We start from the raw sequence: 1288 nt of genomic DNA, 5'->3' as shown, positions 1-1288 counted from the left end.
GGTTAGCAAAAAATGCCTGCAAATGTAACTTTTATTCTAGGGGGGGCGGCCTCTGGGAAGTCGGCCTTTGCCGAGCAGCTCTGCATAAACGCTGAAAAAGACAGAGTTTACTGGGCTACTGCACAAATTTTTGACAGCGAAATGCGCGAAAAAGTGTCCCGCCACCTCAAACAAAGAGGGCAAGGCTGGACAACTGTTGAGGAGCCGGAAACGGCCGGCAGGGTTCTGGACGCGCTGACTGCGGGGCAAATCTGCCTGATGGACTGTGCCACCATGTGGCTGACCAACCATCTGCTGGCGGAACATGATCTGGACCTTGCGCAAGGGGACCTGCTGGCCGCCGTCGGCCGCTGCCGCGCGGATCTGGTGATCGTTTCCAACGAAACCGGCCTTGGCATCGTGCCTGAGAACAAGCTGGCCCGCCGCTTCCGCGAAGCGCAGGGACGGCTCAATATCGCACTGGCAGCGCGTGCAGAGACTGTTGTGCAAGTGACCGCCGGGCTGCCGCTGGTGCTGAAGGGGGCGTTATGACCACCCGGCTGTTTCTGGTGCGGCACGGGCCGACACACGCCAAATGCATGGTGGGCTGGTCCGACCTGCCCGCGGACCTGTCTGACACCGCCGCGCTGAAACGCCTGTCGGATTACTTGCCAGCGGACGCGCTGATCGTCTCATCCGATCTTTCCCGCGCAGTGGAAACCGCCAGCGCCATCCAAGGCAGCCGTCGGCGGCTTCCCCATGTTGAAGCGCTGCGCGAGATCCATTTCGGCGCCTGGGAGCTAAGAACCTGGGCCGAGGTGGACGCCGAGGATCCGGACCGGATCCGAGCCTATTGGGAGACGCCGGGCGATGTAACACCGCCGGGCGGCGAGAGCTGGAATCAGGTCTGCAACCGGGTGAACGCGGCAATTGATGGGCTGATCATTGCGAATCAGGGCCGCGATTTGGTTGTTGCAGGGCATTTCGGTCAAATCCTGACCCAGATTCAGCGGGCAGAGATGCTGACCGCAGAAGAAGCCTTTGCCCATCGCATCGACAATCTGTCGGTCAGTGAAATCGCGTTCGGCTCCGAAGGCTGGCGGGCGGGGGTTATCAATCATCTTCCGTGACGGATGCCATCACAAACATTCCATTTCACGATGAAACACACCGCGCTAGCCTTTGCGCATGGCTTATGAAATTTATATCGGCGACCGCATGTTCTCCAGCTGGTCATTGCGCGGCTGGCTCATGCTCGAAAAATTCTCTTTGCCCCATACTGTGCATATGGTGGGGCTCTTTTCAGGAA

The 1288-nt window shown here is 59.2% G+C and carries 2 protein-coding genes and 1 pseudogene; all 3 read left to right on the top strand.

Annotated features, from left to right (window positions below; translation table 11 throughout):
- Positions 1 to 12: 12 nt before the first annotated feature.
- The gene (gene cobU / locus A2I95_RS39110) at positions 13 to 531 is read left to right on the top strand and encodes a bifunctional adenosylcobinamide kinase/adenosylcobinamide-phosphate guanylyltransferase (RefSeq protein ID WP_291737748.1); all 519 of its coding nucleotides are present in this window, start codon (positions 13 to 15) and stop codon (positions 529 to 531) included.
- On the top strand, positions 528 to 1109 hold the full coding sequence (locus A2I95_RS39105) for a histidine phosphatase family protein (protein WP_291737747.1): 582 nt from the start codon (positions 528 to 530) through the stop codon (positions 1107 to 1109). The genes cobU and A2I95_RS39105 overlap by 4 nt, the downstream gene beginning before the upstream one ends.
- Positions 1110 to 1167: 58 nt before the next feature.
- Positions 1168 to 1288: pseudogene (locus A2I95_RS39100) on the top strand (glutathione S-transferase); the annotation flags it as partial.

Source organism: Leisingera sp. F5, assembly GCF_001593695.1.
This window is presented reverse-complemented; position numbering and strand designations above follow the sequence as displayed.